This is a genomic window from Gardnerella vaginalis (genome assembly GCF_001563665.1).
Lineage (GTDB): Bacteria > Actinomycetota > Actinomycetes > Actinomycetales > Bifidobacteriaceae > Bifidobacterium > Bifidobacterium vaginale_A.
Map to the genome: position 1 here is coordinate 68609 of NZ_KQ961872.1, position 21109 is coordinate 89717.

Here is a 21109-nt window from a genome sequence, read left to right on the forward strand (position 1 = left end):
AAATTGCAAAAATCGCAAAATCTGCCACGATAACTCATTTTTGTATTTTATAAGTCCTGTAACGCAATTCTTTTATCTTCTGCAGACTGCTTAGATGACTTATCGTCTTTCTTAAGAGAATGCGCATAGCGAATAAGACTTCTTGCAATAAATAACACTAATACGCATATAGCAAGTACAATAAGAATGTCAATTATCGGACCAAATAATGCATAGCTCATGATTCATCCTTTCTTTTTCTATATTCATTTATGAGTGTTCGAGCTGTGTCAACATCGTATTTATCGTCAATAGCAAGACTCTTTACTAAAAGAACGAACGTGTCTTCTGGTTCATTGTCGCTTATGCGCAGTTTTTCAATGAGCCTGTTAAGCATGATTCTCATCGTTGGGTAAGAGACTTGATACATTTGCGACATTTCTTTTAACGATCCAGACGATAATACAAAGTTCTTTATAAACGACATGTCTTCGTCTGTGAGATTAGCCATCCATCTTGGAATATGATCCATATCACCCCTTTCTTCAGCCTATAAACTTTAATTAAATTAAACTTTTATTAAAAATATTAAAGTCACTGTATGATTTTGTCAAGAATAAGCATGAGAAATATGATACAAAGCGACATTTTTATGTCGCCAAAATTGTCGCTTTGTCGCCAGCGCAAATAATAGAGATACGCAATAAATGGCGAGAAATCAACATTTATGATAACCTCATAAAAATAACGCGACATTTTTATGTCGCCAATGGGTACAAAATTTAGTCATTTTGCTTAGCATTAAGAACGTTCAATAAGTTTATAATTTCATCGAGTACGCTTGAAAATGTTATTCCTTTCGTATAGCTATATTTTTTCGAATAATTTTGCCACTGTTGATTTTGCGTATAATCAGTTTTAAAAGACTCTAGAAGCTTAATTATCTTATTAAAATCTAATTCTGTTTCACGATATAAGAAAGTTCTTTGGCAAGCTATCACTAATTGCGAAAAATCAATATCATTCTTTTTTAATTTTAAAAGAATAAAAATATCATAAAAATCTTTACTGCGACTATTTAAAAAATTGCGTGAATAAATAGTCTGGAGCTTTTCCGCTAATATACTTTCAACGTTATAAGCAATAATTGGGAATGTTTCATCAGTAAAAATAGCTTTATAGTAGTAATTTATTGGCTGTGGCGTAACAACATCACCAGTAGCAATATCCAAATGAACAATTTGTTTAATATTTTCCAGCTCACACAAAATTGTTGCGCGATACCCTCCATAATCATCGCTTTCTTTAATAGCTATAATAGACTGAATAGAAAAACTTATATCATCTTTTGAATCTGCAAAAACTTCTGTTAGTTGTTTTTTAACTTTTTCTTCTGAAAGTTCCATTTTATGAAACTGAAAGTCAATATCCACCGTACTGCGGGAATTGATACCTATTATGTTTGACAGAAGGAATCCACCTTTGAAAACATAGTGATTTGAATAATGACTTTGGCTTAATCTTTTCAAAATAACTTCAAGAAAATAATAAGTCATAACAGAATTAAATGTTAAACCAGTCTTTTCGGACATTTTATGACACAATGCTGTCAGTTTTGCTTTATTCACAGTAGCACTTCCAGTGTTTGCTTAACTTTATTGGATATATTCATTTTTGTTGCATACTCATGAAGTTTTATAAGATCTTTCCCGTTATACTTACTATAAGCTTGAAGAGTTTTAACAAAGAGTTCAGAATCAATGCTGTTTCTGTTTATTATAAAATCACAAATAATACGTTCAAAATCATAGACACGTACTTCATTCCCCATTGGGGTAGCCGTTTTAGTAACGCCTAACTTGCTATACAATCTTGAAACCCAATGAATAGCTAAATTTGAGGGTGGATTATTAAAACGATATCCTCTAGGAACGCTTACTTCAAAATGTTGTGGAATTTCATCTGTAAAACCTTGAAGATAAAGAGCTGAAACATAAGAGAATACGGCCTGTGGATAACGATATTGAAAGAAGTAATATTCGTCATAATCACCATTGGAAGAGAGAAAAATCCCCCTTTCAATTCGATTAAGAACACCTTCGTCTTTCAAACGAGTTAAATATATAGTTGGAATATCTAATGTTTTACAATCCTTGTATGTAATTATTCCATGATTATTATCTAAATAGTTAAGGAGTATCTCTTTGTTTGACACAATAGCCTCACTTCTGTTGCTTTCATACTAATATTTTATATTTTTTGTAGTGTAAAAGCAACAAAGAATTGCAACGCTATATTTTTTAAGCACGTTATCGTGGCAAAAATTGCAAAATTAGCAAAAACTGCCACGATAACTCCATAAGTACGTCTCTACTTAAAAATAATTCCAAAACGGAAATATCCTTAAATATTGATTGTTGGAAACATACAAACTGCTAATAGTAAAAGTTTTTAAAAGTTTTCTAAAAGCACTATCGTTAAAAATAGGTACGCCTATTTGTGTAGATAAAATCTGCACGTTAGTATGTTGATAATTTACAAAACAAGAATCACGAGTAGGTGCTTATTATGACTAATCCTTTGCGCGGTATACGAGAAGAGGATATTGTTGAGTACTTTAAAGCGCATAATCTTTCAGTTGGTAAAACGTATGTGCTTACTATGAAGTACGACCCTTGGTGGAAAGATTTAATCAAACTATTTTTATTACCTCGATTATTCTATGTAGCGCAAAGCGTTGATGCGCGTATTGTTGCCGCCACTGATAATGAGTTTATTGTTGTTAATCCGAATGCCATTTTAGGCTCGGGCAATCTAGCTAAATTAGACGATAAGCATCTTCATCGCATTACGTGGAATCAACTCACTAATTTTGAAGTTATAAATAAGCCAACAACTCAAATAATTCGCTTTACTGTCAATAGTAAAACCGAAGAATGGAGTGTGCCAACGGAAAGTGCTAGCGTATGGCACTTTAATGTGTACAATCTTGATAATTTGAGAAAAACAATACAATCGCACATCTCTTGATAAGTGGATTCCCAAACAAGATACCATATATTGTATGAACACTACTTACGCAATTGTTGATAATGACACGCTTGTATTGCGATATATGCAACTTCTTCTAAAAAGTCGTTTGCCTGAAAACTTTGTTTGTGCATGGATGTGTTCTTCTGCAAAACAAGCTATTCATCGTTGCGTTACAGAAAATACTCCTGACATACTTTTAGTAGATATGTCAATGAGAGAAATGAGTGGCGTTGATGTAATTAAAGCAATTCGCGAGCGCAATAGCAATATTGTTTTAATTGGCATTACTTCCTACATGTTAGATGAATACGTATTGCAAGTTGCTAAGTCGGGTGGTCAAGCGTTAGTGCATAAAGACAATTTATCAGACGTAGTTGCAGCTATACAATCGCGCACAACAAGCTATGGGTGTCCAGAATTGCCACAATATATTGACTATTTTCACACTCCGCAAGAATCATTTAATATGATTTCTCAACTTCCGAAGACTTCAGTTTTGTCTCCTCAAGAATCGGAAATTATGCGCTTGTGCAAACAGGGATCTTCTACGAAAGAGATTGCAGATCAGCTTAATGTGAAAGTTTCAACAGTCAACACGCATTTACGGCGTATTTATGGAAAACTTCACGTCCGAAGTCGAATGCAGGCGCTTGCTGCGCTCGCAAAATATTCGCATGACATATAACGTGTAAGAAATTAACGTGTAAAAGTAGGTAGTTATGAAATTATTAACGCGTATGATCAATTTTTTGCCGCATGATGCTTGGCAGAAAATTGGAATTGGTGCAATCATAAGTTGTACTTTGATTCTTGAAATTTGTTTCTATAATAATCTTCATTACTACTCTAATTGTCATGCAATTGCGGTTGAAATAGTATGGATTGTAATCTGCTTATGCATTGCAATATGGCCTCGTAAAGCATCTTTTATTGTGCTTATTTGGATGCCGTTGGTAATTATTGCGCCAAATATCAACTATTCATCTATGATGCTTACCATATTGATTTGTTTGGCAATTGCTGTAATTACTCAACCTTGGTACACAGCGCTTTCTTCTTGCGGGGTATCTTCATGGTTATTTATTATATGCGATTTTCAAAACGCTTATGTGTTGGGGTGGTGGCTTCTTATCACTCTTATTTCTAGCGCAATTGTAAAATACTATATTTCTACTATTCACCAGCAACAGGAACAGTTATTTGCACAGCGTTACAACGTTTTTCAAAAATATACCACTATTGCAGCAATTCGCATGCACGATGAAGTAACTAATGAGCTTTCCAGCATTATGATAATGGCACAACAATCTATTGAACCTCAAACAACTCATGACCAAGAGAATGAAAATTCGCGAGAGATTCTTCAACGTGCTACTACAACTGTTCATAGAGCACGTAATATTATTTCTCTTCTTGACAATGCTGCAACTGCAAGCACTGGCGATGTTATGCAATCGACTACATGTTATAAAGATTTTTGCACAGGCTTACGTGTTTTATTTGACTGTGAACAAAAGTCATTTGAAAAGCTTGGTTATATTGGTTCCATTGATTTGAGTAGTGATTTAGCTGCTGAAGATTCTAGGTCAATCCATTTGCCTTTTGAAGAATGTGCTCAAATTGAATATATTTGCAGAGAACTGCTTGCGAACGTAAAAAAGCATGCTGCAAAGCCTAAAGAATACGCTATGAATGTAATGCTTAATGACCATGAATGTCATATTACGTGTATAAATAGTGCGCAACGCGGTATTCTTGCTAACTTGCAATTAGGATATGGACTGCGTTTTCATAAGATGCTTGCGGAACAAGTTGGCGGAACTTTTAAAGTTATTGAAGATGGCGATTCGTGGATTATTAATGTACACGTTCCACTTCATGTAGAGAAATAGCCATTGTGCAAGAATAACTTATTGTACTTTCTTGCGCTTTAATCGAGTACTTAGATCTATTTCAATCGAGTATTTGGATGCGTTCTTGCGAAACAGATTCAAGCAAGCGGTTAATCTGTGATGCAAAATTCTGTTTTGTTGCTATGTTATAAGAGTTATCGTGGCAAAAATTGCAAAAATCGCAAAATCTGCCACTACAACATGCGTCATGTTTACAACGTTAATCAACTATTACAGTGCGCACATTCAATGATTAAAACCAAAATCACACATTTTAATATATTAAATATATTTGATTGATATTTACAGCAAAACAATACTCATAACAGCAAAACAACAATTCTAGATACATAAGGCATCGTTTTATGATTTTATTGACATCAATATAAATGCAATAGTAAAATTTTCAGTGTGTTGTTTAGTTGCACCGTAAAGATGCATGCAACTAGCGCTTTGCTAGTTTCTTTTATCAGTACGTGCTAAATATTAAAATTTTATGATATTTTTTATTCTTTTATGAAGGAGGTAAATAATGAATTCGTTAAAGGACATTTGTAAACGCAAGTATGCGTGGTTATTATTTATTCCACTTGACGCAATATGCATACTTACTCTTGCATATAGATATTTTATTAACACATCGAACGCGTATATTTTATATGCCGGTCTTGCATGGACGAGTGTAGTAAATCTTGTATTGTTGGCTTGTGTTATTGCATTTTGTCGCGAGCGCAAACGCTGGATAATGTCAATAATATTAGTAGCACTTTTTGTTATATCTACGCTTATTTGCATGTATGCACAATCATTAGCAGAACTACTACAAGTTCCTATGACAAATTATGCATATTATCCAGGCTCTGAAGTAAATACAATTCTCATATGCTTGAATTTTTGCGTACATAGCGTATTGGTTATGATTCTTTCTTTTGCTCAGCGCGAGCGCGTTATGTAATTATTTTGCAGAGTTAATTGAAGACTCTTTGCGCGCAACGTCAAGAGCTTTGTTGAATGCATCGCTAGTCCAACTTGCTCCAGCAACAACCGAAATATGCAAATCTTTTAGCGGCTTCCCAACGATTTTGCTAGAAATCACCTTAGAGAAAGCGTCCATATGCTTTTTTGAAACAGGCGTAAAAGGGTGAGGTGTGATTTCAACGCTGCTCACATTGCCGCTTGCAATATTTAGATTCACGTCAAAACTGTCTTCTGCAACTGGACCATATGTAGCTTTGATTTTATATTCGCCATCTTTGTAATTACCAGTGTCGACTTTATGCTGATTTTGAGGATTTTGAGGATTTTTAGAATCTGCAGAATCCTCAATTTGCGCAGAAGATTGAGATTGTTGAGCTCCAGAATCATACTTTCCAGAAGGATTACCACCATCGTCCGCGCTTTGACCAGAATTACCAGCAAACTCATCGTTCATTGGCACAGCATTAGGCTCGCCGCAAGCAGAAAACATAGCAGATGACGCAGCTATAGCCGCAAGCGTAGCCACAGTTTTTGCAACTTTTTTAGTTTTCAAATCATTGTGTGAAACATCGTGAAACGTGTTATCTGAAACCATAAAACATCGCCTTCAAATCTTGTATATTTTAAAACTTCGCGCAACTAATCATCTAAATTCGCTAATTTAGGCGACTTAGTCGGATCATGACTTTGTAAAACTTCAGCAACACTTTCATCAACATGAGCACTTGTAAAAGCAGGCTTTCCACCAATCTCCTCGTACGTTTTGCGCGCATCATCATTATTCCAACGCTCACCAACAAGAACACCGTGATTGAGCATAATTTCTCGATCTGCACATTGAGCTACCAAAGAATCGTGAGTTACAACAATAATAGTTGTTCCCTGATTGTGTAGTTGTTTAAACAATTCGAGCACAATCTGCTCATTTTTTTCATCCAAATTACCAGTTGGCTCATCCGCAAGCAGCAACTTCGGGCAGTTGATAAGTGCGCGAGCAACACAAACACGCTGTTGCTCACCACCTGAAAGTTGGCTTGGCAAATGATGAGCGCGATCCTTCAAACCAACTCGATCCAAAGCATCCAAGGCTTCAGCTTCGTCAACAACAGAATGATAATATTGCGCAACCATAACGTTTTCAACAGCCGTTAAATGCGGAACAAGATAAAACTTTTGGAACACAAGTCCAATTACATTTTTACGAACGTCTGCAAGTTGTCCAGAATTAAGATCTTCAAGTTTTCTACCTTGTAAAGACACAGAGCCTTTAGTCGGAGAATCCATGCATCCAATAATGTTCATTAAAGTAGTTTTTCCAGATCCGCTAGATCCAACAATTGAAAGCCACTGCCCTTCCGGAACAGTAAGTGACAAATCGTCAACAGCGCGAAGAGATCCATAAATCTTGGAAATATGATCCAAAGTCAAAAGCATTTTTGGCTTAAGACAAGTACTTTCCAGCTTATTTTCTATATTCTGTGTCATATTAAATCCTTATTCTGTGTCATATTAAATCCTCAACTAAACTCACTAAAATTCTCAATTCAAACATTGGATAATTTAAAAAGATTTTGCTTAAAACTATTCTTCTCGAAGAACAATCGCAGGATCAATTTTCGAAGCCTTCAAAACAGGAGGCAAAGCAGCAACACAAGATGCAATTACACTAAAAGTAACGGAAAACATAACTAACCACCAATTCACACTCAAATCTCTGGAGAATACCATCCTCGCAAGCAATCGCGCAAACACATAACCTACTGCAGTACCTGCAATTCCGCCAATAAAGCCATATAATCCAGACTCCATAGTGAACTCAAAGCAAATACTTCTCTCACTCGCACCCAAAGCTTTACGCAAACCAATCTCATTTCGCCTCTGCTGCACAATCGAAGATATAGTAGTGCTCACACCAACCATCATCAAAACAAGCACAACTAGCGAAACTATGCAAAACAGGCTACGAAGCATCGTAATAATTCCAGTGTCAGCAGCAGTGACTTTAGTAACTTGCTGAGCGCGCACACGCATAGAAGTCATATCGTTGATACTTCTCACAACAGCATCAACACTATGAGCAGAAGACGAGTAAGCAATCACATCTGCTCCGCGCTTTATTCCTGTAAGAGTATCCACATCCGCATTAAGAGCATACAACATAGAATCTTCAGCTCCGCCAGTATCCAAGATGCCACAAACACGGAAAGTTGTGCCGTGAGTATCCATAATATCCGTTGAAACTCTGCCTTCAACAAGTTTTTGTTGAGATGAATTTTGCGCAGAATTATTTGCAGACTGAGTTGCAGATTGACCTGCAGATTTACTTGAAGACCTATCAGAAGACTTATCAGAAGACTTATCATCATGCTTGTCTGCAGGCTTATGAGAGCCAACAGTATTATCAGTAGATCTATACGCAATCGAAATACGAGATCCTATTTTCAATCCCATAGCGTGAGCCACGTCACGCCCAACCATCACATTTCCACTACTAGGCCAAGCGCCGTCAACATTCCAATGCTTATTTAGTGACTTCACTAAACGAACATCAACACCAGCAAGCACATACGGAGCTGCATTGATTCGCACATTTTCATAGCGATACGTAGCAAAACGCATAGCACCTTTTGCGAGAACCATATCATTAGTATGTAAAACCATTGCACGATCAATACCGTTTTTCCACTCGCCATCAATTGGCGTTACGATAATATTCGCTCCATAGGCACGCATCTCATCGCTCATCTGTTGAGGTACAACCAAGCAGATTGCAGCCAAACAAAACAGAGTAGCAGCACCAACAAGAGTTGCAATAACAGCCATTAAAGCACGCGATTTACGGCGAAATACCGCGCTAAATAGCATTGTGATAAACATCGTATTATTTGACGTCATATAAGATTTACCTGCCATGAAGCACCTCCGCAGGACGCACGCTTAAAATCGAACGAATCGATGAGCCTGCAGCTACAAGAACAGTTAGCGCGAGCAACACAAACACAAGCACGAAAACCATTGGTCGGAACGAAATCGCAGAGCTAAACACAGTAAAACCAATAATCTGAGCTACTGAAAAACCAAAAATCATACCGAGCAATGCTCCGCCGAACGCAATAACAGCAGTTTCCATAAGCATAAGACGCATAACAGCACCATCTCGAGCACCCACTGCTTTGAGCAATGCAAGCTCTCCAGAACGCTCCGAGATAGAAGCTGCCATAAGATTTGCTACAGCAACTGCAGCCGCAATCAAACTTAATGCAGTCATCAAAACCATAACAGCACGAGTTTTATTAAGCACGTTTCCTTGCAACGCTGCGACTTGACGAACCTGCTTTGCTACAGCTTCCGGAATAACCTCTTCAATTTGGTAAGTAATAGAACTCGGGTAAGCCGTGCAATACCAAGTTTCCCACTCTTCCTGACTTAAAGCTGCCGGATTCTTAGCAGCTTTACGCGCTAAATCATTCTCAGGAGTAGTAAGTGCCTTTACTTCAATCGAATCAACCATATTCGGCTTATTTGCAAGGTTTTGAGCGTCAATAGAATTTGCGTAAATTGCGTTATCGTCATCATCCCCAGACTCATAAACGCCCACAACGCGCAACGAAACATGGCGCCCTGAACGAAGCAAACGCAAACTCTGACCAAGTTTTACATGTAAACGCTCAGCTAATTTAAAACCAACCATTGCCTCAGATTGATTATCTTTTGCCCATCTGCCTGAACGTATCTTCCACCACGAGCGCAATCCTTTAACACCTACAACTGTTGTTTCACCAGAAGCGAGCGAAAGCTTGCGATTAAACCAAGTTCCAATAATCGGAATTACTAAATTAGAAGAAGACTTAGATTCCAAATCTGCATGAACTCTTATTTTCGGCGCAAAATTTGTGATATTAAATGCCCAGAAAATCATTTTAATTTTCGCAGCATCCGATTCTTTCAAAAAAGCAGTTGACTCTTGGCTTTCTGCAACAGATAGACTACGTAAAGAAGAATTCGTCCGCTCTCTAGAAGCATACAAATCATTCACTACAGCGTTAGATTTTGGCTGAACAACAATATTTGAACCATATGAGCTAAGCTCTGCGTTAATTTTATCTCCAACATCGTAAACAACACTAAGCATAGCAACACTCACGCATGCGCTTAAGCAAACTACAAGAGCAATTAGAACGCGTTTTTTTAATTGTCGCACAAGAGATCGAGCAACCATGCGTATCATAAACATTTAAAGTTGCTCCTTACTTAAAATGCGAGCTAAGCGCATCTAAATCAGCAGTATGAATAGTGATTTTGCCGTGCGAAGCTTTATACGGGAAAGGAATAGGATTACAGCCACCCTTAAATCCAATTGTCGCTAAGTTAATTGCTACATCGCATTTGCGGCAAATAATTTTACCGTCTTTCTCGTAATATCCTGCATCTCCGCAATTTTCACAAGCATCCAATCCAACTCCGTACGCTCCACCATTCTTTTTAATAATAATAAAGCGCATAATAGTTCCGTCTTTCGCTTTGTATTGGAAGCGATGAAGATGACCATCAGAAATTTGCACGAAGTTTATAGTTGCAATTCCATCATGCAATTCGTACGGTTCAGGAGGAGTCAAAGTTGGTTTAACATTCATAAGAGATACGCCAAAAGTAAGCGTAAGTATTACAGTAACAGCAGCCAGAAATGCCGCGAGCGCAGACTTTCGAGATTTCCTTTTAAATGCTCGTTTTACGCGCATCTGTGCAGTATTTTCTCCAACTGCTGCCGTCTTAAAACCGATTATGACAGAAGCAGCAGCAGGAATTAAAAACACGCAAATTTGCGCAATAATCATCATGTGAGCATTGTTAATAAGCCAAACAAGCACACTGAAAGAAAAATCATCTATGTAAAGAAGAATACTTCCTTGCATGATTTGCAAAAGTGACGTTACGTGCTGAACAAGCAAAATAATCATGCTAAGCACAATTGCAATTTTGAATGAAATTGCGTTAGACGTAACTCGCAATGAACGCACCATAAGACTTAAACAAATAGCTACAATAACACCAAGAACAAATCCAAGAGCACGAAGTAGCATATCGGAAGTAAAAGGCGGAGTACTTGAATCTACGAAAATCGTAAGCTGCAAAATCACGTCTGGAAGAGCATAAAATACAGTAAGCGCTAAGCAAACCGCGCCAATCGCATTACTTATATGTATTAGGATAGGGCGCTCACGCCAGTTTTCAACAGTTTTATGTGAGCAAACTACAACAACAATAGCTGCAATATCTATTGGAACTGCAATGCATAATGCAGGCATGTTAATAAAATTGCGCTGATTTATTACTACGCTTGCGCGAAGAATAGCAAAAATAAGTGCAGCAACTGTGCCTAAAGATAATCCATATAATCTCCATCGCGCGCTTATAGGCTTATCTTTTCCTTCTCCAACACTAAGAGAGGAATTTAATCCCATTGTAAGTAAAGCAAGAGGGAGCAGCCCAGGCAGCACTGTAACAAACAGTCTGAGCATAACTCCCTCCTTTGCTATTATTTACAATCTATAATTCAATAATTGCTAACAATATAATTCAATAATTGATGACAATTACCAACTATTGCTTACTGTTACCAATAATTACTAGCAATTAGTAATTATTACTACCATTGACGAGGAGTGTACTTCCAATCATCGAATGTTGCTTTGATTGGCTCAGTCCAGAATCTGCCGGTCACACCTGTAGCAGGATCAACGTGCAACATCCAACCCTTCTTTTCTGGAGATTCAATTGAAAGAACGAGCTTATAGTTACCAGCCTTGTCAAGCTTAACGTTTGCACCATAGTGAGGACCGTCAGAAGCATTCATTTGCATGAAAGTACCTTTACCTGCTGACTCTCCACTAGACTTGTCAACAATCTCATAATTCACAGTCAAATCTGGAATAAACTCGCCTTTACCGTAGCCAAGCTTAGTACCTTCCTTATTTGCGTGAATATCTGCCTCAAGATGGAAACTAGCCTCTGAAGCTTTCAAGCCCATTCCTGCAGGGACCATATCAACTGGTTGGAAATACACTGCACCAATAGTAAGAGGTCCAATGTTTTGATCTTGATGAGGTCCAACTGGTACTTCTTCAAAGCCTTTATCTTCACCTTTATCGTCAGCTTTCTGCTCAGAAGACGCTGGCTTATCAGCACTCTTAGCAGAATTACCATTAGAGCCGCAACCGCAAAGCGCGAGCATACCAGCAAGCATTAAAGCTGCTATTGTAATTATCTTGCTATTTTTCATATTTAGCCTTTTCTTTTATTTTTATTTAACCAGCATCTAACCTTTTTATTTAACCTTTAATCGGATAATATTCGGCTGATTTTGATTATTAACTTTCTTATTACTTTCTTATTAACTTTTATTTTCACTATGCGTGTGATTTGCCGATAATGATTCCGTAGCATTTTGCGAAGAAACAACATGTAATGATTTCTCATCGCAAGAAGAACTGCAAGAAGAACCACGTGAAGAATCATCTTCGGACGCCTGTTTTGGATTTTTCTCCATACACTGTTTACGACTGCGCACAATAGAAGCACACAGCAACGCAATAACAACTATTGCAGCAATAACTTGTGCAACAATAGTTTCAACATATGGATAGAATCCAAGCCAATCGTTAGTTGGCAAGCCTTGAATATACATACCAGCAAGAGCGTCTCCTTCTATTAACGCATGCACTCCACCACCTGCAAAAATCACCACTAACACAGACATAAGAGCACTTGTTCCTGTGAAAAATGGTCGGATTGGAATGCGTACTGACGCGAAACGAATTAACAAGAATATTACAACTAATACCAATGCAGCAGATACGAATCCTCCCCAAATCGTAGAATCAGCTCCATTTGATACAGCAAAAATTGCTTGATAAAAAATTACAGTTTCTGCGCCTTCTCTAAATACAGCTAGAAAACTAAGCAATGCAAGAGAAATCAGACTACCAGAAGATACAGCAGAAGTAGTTTGCTCACGAATATAAGAGTTCCACGCTTGTACAGAAGATCTAGAAATCATCCAATTACTTGTATAAAGCAACATGAGCATAGCAAACAAAGCCACAACGCCTTCTGTAATTTCCTGCTGTGGACCAGAACCGTTGAATAGCAAGCCAAACAAACCTGCAACTATAAGAGAAGCAACGATACCAGCAATCAAACCTAAATAAATATACTTAACCATATTTTTGTGGCCTGATTTAATTAAGTAAGCAATAATTGCTGCAACCACTAGCAAAGCTTCTAATCCTTCGCGAAGTAAAATCACGAATGCTTGTCCAAAAGGACTTGTTATGAATTGCATTAAAGAATTAGCGTTAGAAGAAGTACCGCCATCAAGTTTTGCAGAATCTTCTACAAGCATTGCTTTAAGATCTCCAACAACTTTTTTAACTTGATTAACACTAGCGCTACCGTTCATAGATTGTCGGCACTCTTTGAATTGATATTCAACTGTAGAAACGCGACTTCCGCTAATCGCATTCATCACATTTTTTTCAAATCCAAGTTTTTCGTAATACTGATAATATGCATCGTTTATTAAATCTACAGCTTTAGCGACATCAGTTTTGTTGCCTTTTGCATGATCGTAAATTTTTAAAGACTTATCAAGAATAACGTTCATTTCAGACGCAACCTGACTCCAAGTCCTGCCATTTCGACCTAAATTCTTCTTTTTTGCAGCATCAAGTTTTTTACGTTCAGCTTTGATTTGCTCACTCAATTTTTTAGCATAAACATTCGGTTTATCTAGCTTAGGATTCGCATCAAGCTTTTTCGCAGTGTCTAAAATATTTGCATTCAAAGCATTTACGATTAAATCAATCTTAGAACCCTGATTTTGTTGATAAACTAACGTTTGAAGCTGTTGAAATTGATTAGACTGAGATTGTACTTTATCTTGCCCGATTGTATCTCTAACAACTGTAATAAAGTTTGAACCAACATAAACAGAATTATAAGCTGCCTGAAACCTTGTTGAAGCACCAGATATATTTCCGTCTTTGTATTCACTTTTGCCTTTGCTTAACTCATTATCAATTGCTTGAGAAACTGAAGTCCAAGTAGCATACGAACCTTCAGAACCTTCAGAACCTTCAGCAAAAGCAAAAGACGAAACGCTGGAACATGCACATAACATTACAGATATGCACAATATAACTAGCGCGAAAACTCCAGAATACCTCTGGCGCGATGTTATTGACGCGCGCATCGCATCTCCTCTCGAAGCTTCCCCTTAAAGCTCGTACAATCTATATCACTCACTCACAAAATTTCTGCGTCTAAAAGCACATACCCCTTATATGCACAGTCCCCAAACTAAACGCACATAATTTATAATATCGACATATCATTGATATTGATATAGCTAGAGAGAAAAAATATAACTAAATTGCAAAATGATAGTGATAATGAGAATTATCTTTCGTAATTGGAATCGTATTGAGAAAAACCAATGATTCCAACAAACTCATTGAACAATTCTCTCATTCTGTCAATAATACGAGTTTTCTTTTGAGCGCGAGCGCGAGCTGCAGAACCAAATCTGCTCATACGCGGCATAAGATCATTAATATCAGTTCCGAGCTCACTAACTTCACCTGCGTTAAAAGACTTATACATGAATCTGCGAGTTTTAGAATCATTCAATCCCTCACTTTGTATCAATTCAGATAAATCATAATCGTATTTTTGCTGAACGTATTCTCTCCATCTATCAACAACACTCAGATTATTTTCACTGTCTATAAGATTATCTCCACTGTTCATAAGATTATTCCCACTGTCCATAAGATTATTCCCATGCGATGCATGAACAGAACTTTCATCATAATTTGAATATTTTTTAGACTCAGAGTCAAGATCTTCACTATCTTTTCCATCAGTACTATTGATAGAATATTCGAATTTATTTATATTAGCTTCATTCTCATTTAATTGCGCTATAAAATCTTCAATAAGTTTCCTCTTACTACGCAATTGTGGGCTAGAATCAACTGCCGACTTGATAGATGCTAAAACATTTTTATCTTTGCAATGTTTGCTATGGTAACGTTCCACTAACATCAAAATGTAGTCAATATTTACTTCTACTTGGCGCACAAGCTCCATCTCAAACACAACATCGTCAGCAATGTCTGCAATCTCGCCTTTTTCCTCTTTGTTTTTCCATTCTTCATGCAAATCCTGGTAGTGTCCCAAGTAATCTTGCATATCGCGCTCTTTGATTATTTCGTTGCCTTCAAATTGATCAAAAGCTTTCAGCATGTTACGCAAGCGCAAAATATTGCCAAAAAGCGATATAAACTCTTTCTGATTATCTTCTCCAATAATGTTGAATCCTTGCAACGGATACTTTTCCATAAGCTCATGCACTAAATCACTGTATCCACAGCGATCAAATCCTTTAGCATCAACATAACCGTTGTAAATCTGTTCAAACGTAGGGCAAAGCACAACGCCTTGCGCATCTTTATCTCCAAAAAGACTTACAGCTTCGTCAACTTGATGGCTCAAATCTCTAAAGCACACAATGTTTCCGAATGTTTTAACAGAGTTTAAGATTCTATTCGTGCGAGAGAATGCTTGAATAAGCCCATGCATGCGAAGATTTTTATCTACCCAAAGCGTGTTCAAAGTTGTTGCATCAAAACCAGTAAGGAACATGTTGACTACAATCAAAACGTCAATTTCCTTATTTTTCATACGAATTGAAACGTCTTTGTAATAGTTTTGGAATTTGTCATTTGACGTATCATACGCAGTATTAAACATTTCATTGTAGTCTTTTATTGCGCTTTCCAAGAATTCTTGCGAGGTCACGTCTAACTTTGCCGTACTTTCGGAATTTTCTTCTCCAAGAGAACCCATGCCGTTGCCGTACGCCGAAGAATCTGATTCGCCCTCGTTTACTGCATAGCTGAAAATAGTTACTACTTTTAATCGCTCACTTGGTGGCAAGTTTTGCTGCTGCTTTTTGAACTCGTTGTAATACACTTTTGCAAGAGGAATGTCTGCAACAGCGAAGATTGAATTAAAACCGTTTACATCAACTTCTTCAGAAGATTTTTCAGCCTCTAAAGTATTATGCTTATCTGCAGCAAGTTCTTTAACGTTAAGAATGCGCTTGTATTTGTAAGTTTTCTCATTTCGATACGTTTTTTGAGTAAAATGCTCAATAATGTATTGAACAACATTATGCACGCGATCTTTGTGCCTAATTACCTCGGGACGATTAATGTCTGTAACCAATTCGTCAGTAGCTTTTTCAAGCTCACTTGCCGTTTTTACAGTAGAAACATATTCCACGCGGAATGGCAACACGTTTTTATCGTTAATTGCGTTAATGATTGTGTACGCGTGCAAGCAAGGACCGAAAGTTTGCTCGGTTGTAGAAATATGCGTAGCGTCAGAGCCAGCAGCGTTCGCTTCAAAAATTGGAGTGCCAGTAAACCCAAAAAGCAAGCTATTTTTAAAGTGTTTTACAATATCCGCATGCATGCCACCAAACTGACTTCTATGGCATTCGTCAAAAATAAACACTATGCGCTTTTTGTAAATTTCATGACTTGGGTTGCTGCTTATAAATTTACTAAGCTTTTGAATAGTAGTGATAATAAGTCTGCGTTTTTCAGTATTGTCTTCTAGCTGTTTTGTAAGTACAGCTGTTGAAGTGTTACTATTCGCAGCCCCTTTTTCAAACGTGTCATACTCTCTCATCGTTTGATAGTCAAGATCTTTACGGTCTACAACAAACAAAACTTTGTCAACAAGATTATTGCCTTCTGCGTCTTTTAATGCTTTTACTAGCTGCGATGTTTTGAAGCTGGTTAGCGTTTTACCAGATCCCGTAGTATGCCAAATATAACCGCCTTTTTGGCGCTCTGCTGCCGGCATTTTGCTTGCATTAGCAAACATGTATTTTACGCGATTCACTATGTTTTCTGCTGCAGTAATCTGGTATGGTCGCATAACCATCAAGCATTTGTCTGCATTAAACACGCAATATTTCGTAAGAACGTTAAGAATTACGTGCTTTGCAAAGAAGGTTTTAGCAAAATCGCATAAGTCGGAAATTATAGTGTTTTGAGCATCGGACCAATAGTTTGTAAATTCAAAACTGTTACTTGTTGTGCTTTTGCTAGATCCTTTACTTTTCTGCTCGTTGTAAGCATTATTGCGAGTTGAGTTAGAGTAATATTTTGTTTCAGTACCATTTGAGATTACGAAAATTTGCACATATCCAAATAGTCCACTTCCAGCCCAGAATGAGTCACGAGCATAACGGTTAATTTGATTGAACGCTTCTCTAATAGGCACTCCTCTGCGCTTTAGCTCAATGTGAACCATTGGCAAGCCGTTTACTAGTATCGTCACATCGTAACGATTGCTATAAGCAGGGCTTGTTGCAGTATTGTCGTTTGCATTATCGTTTGCGCCATCAGCAGCATTAACAGCATACTGGTTGATTACTTGCACAATATTCTTGTGAATATTTTCTTTGTCAATAATAGTAATGTTCTTATTTGTGCCGTCATCTTTTTTGAGTATTTTAACGTTATCTCGCTGAATAGTATCTGTTTTATCAACTATATTTTCAGTGCTGTTTGCAATATTTTCTTTGAAAAATCTTTCCCACTCACTGTCTGAAAAATGATAGTCGTTGAGCTTTTCGATTTGCACGCGAAGATTTGCTATAAGATCTTTCTCGTTGTGAATATGAGCATACTCGTAGCCTTGGGATTGCAAAATGTTAATGAACTCTTCTTCGAGTTGTGCTTCGCTTTGATAGCTTCCGTCACTTCGCACACTCGGCGTAAACGTAGACATTACAGTGCTATCTTGATTCTCTAACACGATTTTCATTTTGCTTCCTTCTTTCTTACTCTTACTCACATTTTTTTAATTACGCACGTTTGAAGTTCAGGAGTTGATCTCGATAGTACTCGTATTGCTTGCGTCTAGCTTCGATTTCTGCAGGCAAGCCTTGAGTTAAATCATTGCACAACGCGTCAAAGCAATCCAGAATTTTTACGATTTGATTCTGTACTTCAAGAGGTGGGATGGGGATTTGTAAATTTTCAATATTACCAGCTTTAATATATCCTTGACTCGATGGGTTCTTCCTACTGATTATTGAATTTCGTATTTTTTCAGAAGTAATAAAATAGTAGTAATACTTGGTTATAATTTTCGTCTTATCGAATCTCAAAAGATATAAATTTTGCCCATAAAACTTTGTATTGCCTTTTACTATTGCTACTTCACCAATAGTACCTATCATGGTAATAAGCATGTCGCCTTCACATATAGGACGATTTTTTGATATTTCAGCAAAATCTTCACAATCAATATATTTTGCCGATTCAAAATTTATAACTCCATTTTTTACATTTTTTGACGTTATATAAGGAATCCCATCTTCAATAAATCTTGGAGTTGCAGGCATTAGCCAAAATGACATTCTCACCAAATCAGAAGTTTTATAATACTCCACGCCATTAGGGCAGTAGCGTGATATAAGCGAGTGTAGGGGATTATTATCGTTAAACGTAAGTAAGGTATCTCGATAGTATTCGTATTGCTTTTTACGAGTTGTAAGCTCTGCTGTAAGCTCTGCTGTAAGCTCTGTGAACGTGTCTAAAATCCGCACAATCTCCGCTTGCACTTCAAGAGGTGGGATGGGGATGTTCACTTTTTTCAGTTCTGGAGCCGTCAATTGAGGAATGCCACCCATTGGACTTCTATACTGTTTACCTTGCAGACAGCAATAAAGATACTTAGTATTTACAGCTGTCGCATCCTTTGGAATAGCGGTAAGCAAACGGATGATTGGATAAAATGGATAATCTCTATATTCTGCATATCCAATAGTTCCCCTTGCTGCTACAGTTACCCCAGGTTCTTTAACCTTCGGCACATCCGTATACCCATAAAGTGCATTCTCTCCGATTCCATTGCTGATAATCGGAACAGAATACTTTTCAGTTTTTTGCTTTGACATTGAATTCTTAGGGACATCTCCTCCCACAGAAATATTGCAAATCTCGCCAATCGTCTTATACTCCACGCCATTAGGGCACAATTTGGCAATTAGCTCCTCAAGTTTGCTAGTCATTTAGACACCTTGATATTTTCTGCATTAACGCTGCCAGCTTCAATCTCGCTCACAATTTTCTCAATTTGTTCGCGTAACTCTTGCTCGCGAGCGCAAATCGTTTTCAATTGCGCGTTAAGCTCCGTAATATCAATCTTTTCACGAGTATCTTCCGCTTCAACGTACGTGGAAACTGAAAGATTATATTTATTGGATTCCACTTCTTCCAAAGATGCCACGTGCGCAATATGCTCCACATCTTTGCGAGAAGTGTACCACTGAACAATTTGCTCAATATTCTCATCCGAAAGCTTGTTGCTATTCGTTGACTTTACAAACTCTTTACTTGCGTCAACAAACAATATAGAAGTGTCGTTTTGCTTGTTTTTACGCAAAACCATAATGCATGTAGCAATCGAAGTTCCGAAGAATAAGTTGCTCGGAAGTTGAATCACACAATCAACAGCATTATGCTCAACTAAATATTGACGAATCTTCTGCTCAGCTCCGCCTCTATACATAATTCCAGGGAAGCAAACAATAGCAGCAGCACCATTTTCTGCCAAATGCGCCAAACAGTGCAGCACAAACGCCATATCTGCCTTGCTTTTTGGAGCAAGAACTCCAGCTGGAGCAAAACGAGGGTCGTTAATCATCAACGGATTAGAATCCCCCTCCCAACTCGTAGAATAAGGCGGATTAGAAACCACTAGCTCAAACTTTTTATTAGCATCAATTTGCGGATTTATAAGCGTGTCTCCGCACGTAATCTCAAACTTGTTAAAATTCACATCGTGCAAAAACATGTTCATACGGCACAAGTTATAGCTAGTAACATTCTTTTCTTGACCATAAAAACCGCCATCAATGTTTTCAACGCCGAGAACTTTTTTCGCTTTTAGAAGAAGCGAGCCAGAACCGCACGCGGGGTCATACACGTCAGAAATGCTTGATTTTCCAGTAGTTCCAAGACGCGTCAGCAGCATTGAGACTTCTGCAGGCGTAAAGTATTCACCGCCAGACTTTCCAGCGTTAGAAGCGTACAAGCCCATCAAATACTCGTAAGCATCACCAAAAGCCTCAATCACGTTGTTGCTTACACTGCCAAGTTTCATCTCACTAATCACTTGCAATAACTTCACAAAACGCTTATTGCGACCTTCAACAGTATCTGCAAGCTTAATGTTATTCACATCATAATCTGAGAATAATCCCTTAAAATCACCAGACGAATCAGTGCCTTGAGAAGAAGCTTCAATATTGCGGAACACACGACTTAATGTTTCGTTTAGATTGCTATCTTGAGGAGCATTCTTCAACACATTACAAAACAGTTCGCTAGGAAGTATAAAGAAACCTTTAGCAGAAATCATTTCGCTTCGAATAGACTCAGCATCTTCATCACTTATTTTCGCATAATCAAAGTTTGGATCACCATCTGCAGATTCGTGCTCATCTTTATTAATATAATCGCATAAATTCTCGGAAATATAACGATAAAACATAGTGCACAATACGTATGCTTTGAAGTCCCAGCCATCAACGGAACCTCGCAAATCATCAGCAATTTTCCAAATCGTGCGATGCAGCTCAGCGCGTTCTTCTTCTTTGCGAGTGTCCATTTTACTACTCCCCATTTGTGCAAACGTATGCGCAATAATTAACTATGCGCAATAATTAACATACGCAATAATTAACTAAGCGTTCTTTAATATTCTACTGTAAGCGCGCACAATAAACATTGCTAAACAATTCAGCATAACTAAACATAATTTTCTTCACTCAAGTATTTCATTCGCTTTTTTAGAAAACGCATACCGAATAGTGCGCTCACCCACCGAATCAACCATTTCAAGCTCAATCAAACCGTTAAGCGCGCTAACAATCTTGTTTGCGATATTTTGTTTGCGCAATTTGGCTTATATACAAATAACGCATTTATTACAAAATGATTGCTTAGCTAACGTAACAATCTATTCTATACCGACATTTTGCCAAAATGAAGGCATAGCGTGCAAAAAATATTCATCTATACTGACATTTTTGCAAAACAGCACACAAATCCCACTTCGCAAATTTGAAAATTTTTTAA

18 protein-coding genes are annotated in these 21109 nt (G+C 37.5%); 4 read left to right on the top strand and 14 right to left on the bottom strand.

Annotated features, from left to right (window positions below; translation table 11 throughout):
* Nucleotides 1-47: 47 nt before the first annotated feature.
* The 4 genes from HMPREF3230_RS06465 to HMPREF3230_RS05050 form a co-directional block, all read right to left on the bottom strand.
* Nucleotides 48-221 (bottom strand): hypothetical protein, encoded by a 174-nt coding sequence (locus tag HMPREF3230_RS06465; RefSeq protein WP_155642917.1) that lies wholly within the window; start codon nt 219-221, stop codon nt 48-50.
* Nucleotides 218-511, bottom strand: a complete 294-nt coding sequence (locus HMPREF3230_RS05040; RefSeq protein ID WP_075523844.1) for a DUF2089 family protein — start codon at nt 509-511, stop codon at nt 218-220. The genes HMPREF3230_RS06465 and HMPREF3230_RS05040 overlap by 4 nt, the downstream gene beginning before the upstream one ends.
* 250 nt (nt 512-761) lie before the next feature.
* Complete coding sequence (locus HMPREF3230_RS05045; protein ID WP_075523845.1) at nt 762-1607, bottom strand: nucleotidyl transferase AbiEii/AbiGii toxin family protein; 846 nt, start codon at nt 1605-1607, stop codon at nt 762-764.
* The gene (locus tag HMPREF3230_RS05050; RefSeq protein ID WP_075523846.1) at nt 1604-2194 is read right to left on the bottom strand and encodes a type IV toxin-antitoxin system AbiEi family antitoxin domain-containing protein; all 591 of its coding nucleotides are present in this window, start codon (nt 2192-2194) and stop codon (nt 1604-1606) included. Before HMPREF3230_RS05050 ends, HMPREF3230_RS05045 begins: the two co-directional genes overlap by 4 nt.
* A 353-nt stretch (nt 2195-2547) precedes the next feature.
* Here HMPREF3230_RS05050 and HMPREF3230_RS05055 point away from each other — a divergent pair, with 353 nt between their 5' ends.
* The 4 genes from HMPREF3230_RS05055 to HMPREF3230_RS05070 all read left to right on the top strand — a co-directional run bounded on the left by HMPREF3230_RS05055 (nt 2548) and on the right by HMPREF3230_RS05070 (nt 5859).
* Nucleotides 2548-3009 (top strand): hypothetical protein, encoded by a 462-nt coding sequence (locus HMPREF3230_RS05055; RefSeq protein ID WP_075523847.1) that lies wholly within the window; start codon nt 2548-2550, stop codon nt 3007-3009.
* 34 nt (nt 3010-3043) lie between these two features.
* Entirely contained in the window at nt 3044-3697 is a 654-nt protein-coding gene (locus HMPREF3230_RS05060; protein ID WP_075523848.1) for a response regulator transcription factor, read from the top strand.
* Nucleotides 3698-3731: 34 nt separating this feature from the next.
* A complete protein-coding gene (locus HMPREF3230_RS05065) occupies nt 3732-4904 on the top strand; it encodes a sensor histidine kinase (protein ID WP_075523849.1) in 1173 nt (390 codons plus the stop codon).
* Between the two features lie 532 nt (nt 4905-5436).
* Nucleotides 5437-5859, top strand: a complete 423-nt coding sequence (locus HMPREF3230_RS05070; protein WP_075523850.1) for a hypothetical protein — start codon at nt 5437-5439, stop codon at nt 5857-5859.
* On the opposite strand, the gene HMPREF3230_RS05075 is transcribed toward HMPREF3230_RS05070, so the two are convergent.
* From HMPREF3230_RS05075 to HMPREF3230_RS05120, 10 genes are all read right to left on the bottom strand, one after another.
* Nucleotides 5860-6477 (bottom strand): FMN-binding protein, encoded by a 618-nt coding sequence (locus HMPREF3230_RS05075; RefSeq protein WP_075523851.1) that lies wholly within the window; start codon nt 6475-6477, stop codon nt 5860-5862.
* Between the two features lie 44 nt (nt 6478-6521).
* Complete coding sequence (locus HMPREF3230_RS05080) at nt 6522-7367, bottom strand: ABC transporter ATP-binding protein (RefSeq protein ID WP_082266301.1); 846 nt, start codon at nt 7365-7367, stop codon at nt 6522-6524.
* A 96-nt stretch (nt 7368-7463) separates the two neighbouring features.
* Nucleotides 7464-8795 carry an ABC transporter permease gene (locus tag HMPREF3230_RS05085; protein WP_075523852.1) on the bottom strand — a complete coding sequence of 444 codons (1332 nt, stop codon included), beginning with the start codon at nt 8793-8795 and terminating at the stop codon, nt 7464-7466.
* Nucleotides 8785-10116 carry an ABC transporter permease gene (locus HMPREF3230_RS05090; protein WP_075523853.1) on the bottom strand — a complete coding sequence of 444 codons (1332 nt, stop codon included), beginning with the start codon at nt 10114-10116 and terminating at the stop codon, nt 8785-8787. The genes HMPREF3230_RS05085 and HMPREF3230_RS05090 overlap by 11 nt, the downstream gene beginning before the upstream one ends.
* A 13-nt stretch (nt 10117-10129) precedes the next feature.
* The gene (locus tag HMPREF3230_RS05095; RefSeq protein ID WP_075523854.1) at nt 10130-11401 is read right to left on the bottom strand and encodes a DUF2318 domain-containing protein; all 1272 of its coding nucleotides are present in this window, start codon (nt 11399-11401) and stop codon (nt 10130-10132) included.
* A gap of 128 nt (nt 11402-11529) precedes the next feature.
* Nucleotides 11530-12162, bottom strand: a complete 633-nt coding sequence (locus tag HMPREF3230_RS05100) for an iron transporter (RefSeq protein ID WP_075523855.1) — start codon at nt 12160-12162, stop codon at nt 11530-11532.
* A 111-nt stretch (nt 12163-12273) separates the two neighbouring features.
* Nucleotides 12274-14133, bottom strand: a complete 1860-nt coding sequence (locus tag HMPREF3230_RS05105) for an FTR1 family iron permease (RefSeq protein ID WP_082266302.1) — start codon at nt 14131-14133, stop codon at nt 12274-12276.
* A 206-nt stretch (nt 14134-14339) separates the two neighbouring features.
* Nucleotides 14340-17786 (bottom strand): type I restriction endonuclease subunit R, encoded by a 3447-nt coding sequence (locus HMPREF3230_RS05110; RefSeq protein ID WP_075523856.1) that lies wholly within the window; start codon nt 17784-17786, stop codon nt 14340-14342.
* 40 nt (nt 17787-17826) lie between these two features.
* Nucleotides 17827-19038: a restriction endonuclease subunit S gene (locus tag HMPREF3230_RS05115; protein ID WP_075523857.1), complete on the bottom strand. Its 1212-nt coding sequence runs from the start codon at nt 19036-19038 to the stop codon at nt 17827-17829.
* Nucleotides 19035-20639 (bottom strand): type I restriction-modification system subunit M, encoded by a 1605-nt coding sequence (locus HMPREF3230_RS05120; protein ID WP_075523858.1) that lies wholly within the window; start codon nt 20637-20639, stop codon nt 19035-19037. Before HMPREF3230_RS05120 ends, HMPREF3230_RS05115 begins: the two co-directional genes overlap by 4 nt.
* Between the last annotated feature and the right edge of the window lie 470 nt (nt 20640-21109).

Coding starts and splice junctions, on each gene's coding strand:
- HMPREF3230_RS05095 (WP_075523854.1), bottom strand. CDS start 11,401: ATGCTCAGACTGTTTGTTACAGTGCTGCCTGGGCTGCTCCCTCTTGCT.
- HMPREF3230_RS05120 (WP_075523858.1), bottom strand. CDS start 20,639: ATGGACACTCGCAAAGAAGAAGAACGCGCTGAGCTGCATCGCACGATT.
- HMPREF3230_RS06465 (WP_155642917.1), bottom strand. CDS start 221: ATGAGCTATGCATTATTTGGTCCGATAATTGACATTCTTATTGTACTT.
- HMPREF3230_RS05075 (WP_075523851.1), bottom strand. CDS start 6,477: ATGGTTTCAGATAACACGTTTCACGATGTTTCACACAATGATTTGAAA.
- HMPREF3230_RS05055 (WP_075523847.1), top strand. CDS start 2,548: ATGACTAATCCTTTGCGCGGTATACGAGAAGAGGATATTGTTGAGTAC.
- HMPREF3230_RS05065 (WP_075523849.1), top strand. CDS start 3,732: ATGAAATTATTAACGCGTATGATCAATTTTTTGCCGCATGATGCTTGG.
- HMPREF3230_RS05085 (WP_075523852.1), bottom strand. CDS start 8,795: ATGGCAGGTAAATCTTATATGACGTCAAATAATACGATGTTTATCACA.
- HMPREF3230_RS05080 (WP_082266301.1), bottom strand. CDS start 7,367: ATGACACAGAATATAGAAAATAAGCTGGAAAGTACTTGTCTTAAGCCA.
- HMPREF3230_RS05110 (WP_075523856.1), bottom strand. CDS start 17,786: ATGAAAATCGTGTTAGAGAATCAAGATAGCACTGTAATGTCTACGTTT.
- HMPREF3230_RS05060 (WP_075523848.1), top strand. CDS start 3,044: ATGAACACTACTTACGCAATTGTTGATAATGACACGCTTGTATTGCGA.
- HMPREF3230_RS05115 (WP_075523857.1), bottom strand. CDS start 19,038: ATGACTAGCAAACTTGAGGAGCTAATTGCCAAATTGTGCCCTAATGGC.
- HMPREF3230_RS05105 (WP_082266302.1), bottom strand. CDS start 14,133: ATGCGCGCGTCAATAACATCGCGCCAGAGGTATTCTGGAGTTTTCGCG.
- HMPREF3230_RS05040 (WP_075523844.1), bottom strand. CDS start 511: ATGGATCATATTCCAAGATGGATGGCTAATCTCACAGACGAAGACATG.
- HMPREF3230_RS05090 (WP_075523853.1), bottom strand. CDS start 10,116: ATGTTTATGATACGCATGGTTGCTCGATCTCTTGTGCGACAATTAAAA.
- HMPREF3230_RS05070 (WP_075523850.1), top strand. CDS start 5,437: ATGAATTCGTTAAAGGACATTTGTAAACGCAAGTATGCGTGGTTATTA.
- HMPREF3230_RS05100 (WP_075523855.1), bottom strand. CDS start 12,162: ATGAAAAATAGCAAGATAATTACAATAGCAGCTTTAATGCTTGCTGGT.